The 777-nt window shown below is 52.6% G+C and carries 1 protein-coding gene; it reads right to left on the bottom strand.

The genetic code is table 11. The features are described 5' to 3' along the window. Positions 1 to 745, bottom strand: a 745-nt coding sequence (locus tag ABLU87_RS04775; RefSeq protein ID WP_348870672.1) for an IS5 family transposase, incomplete at its 3' end; no start/stop codon positions are given. Positions 746 to 777 lie beyond the last annotated feature (32 nt).

Raw genomic sequence — 777 nt, 5'->3', positions numbered from 1 at the left:
CTGCACGGTTACGGTCTGCATATTCACCGGGCCAGTAACCCGCACCTTTTCGGGGAGGGATAAGCGCGCTGATTTTCTTACGCCGCAGTTCATCGTGACAGAGCCGGGTGTCGTAAGCGCCGTCTGCCGATGCTGCCCTGATTTTTCTGTGAGTCTGCCGGATAAGACCCGGGAAGGCTTCTGAGTCCGTCACATTGTTCAGCGACAGGTCAGCGCAGATGATTTCATGTGTTTTACTGTCAACGGCGAGATGCAGCTTACGCCAGATACGGCGGCGTTCCTGGCCATGCTTTTTGACTTTCCACTCGCCTTCACCGAAGACCTTCAGCCCGGTGGAATCAATTACCAGGTGTGCGATTTCACCCCGGGTGGGCGTTTTGAAACTGACATTAACCGACTTTGCCCGCCTGCTGACACAGCTGTAATCCGGGCAGCGTAGCGGAACGTTCATCAGAGAAAAAATGGAATCAATAAAGCCCTGCGCAGCGCGCAGGGTCAGCCTGAATACGCGTTTAATGACCAGCACAGTCGTGATGGCAAGGTCAGAATAGCGCTGAGGTCTGCCTCGTGAAGAAGGTGTTGCTGACTCATACCAGGCCTGAATAGCTTCATCATCCAGCCAGAAAGTTATGGAGCCACGGTTGATGAGGGCTTTATTGTAGGTGGGCCAGTTGGTGATTTTGAACTTTTGCTTTGCCACGGAACGGTCTGCGTTGTCGGGAAGATACGTGATCTGATCCTTCAACTCAGCAAAAGTTCGATTTATTCAACAAAGCC

Source organism: Klebsiella sp. CB_Kp196, from assembly GCF_040061575.1.
GTDB classification, from domain to species: Bacteria; Pseudomonadota; Gammaproteobacteria; order Enterobacterales; family Enterobacteriaceae; genus Klebsiella; species Klebsiella michiganensis.
This window is presented reverse-complemented; position numbering and strand designations above follow the sequence as displayed.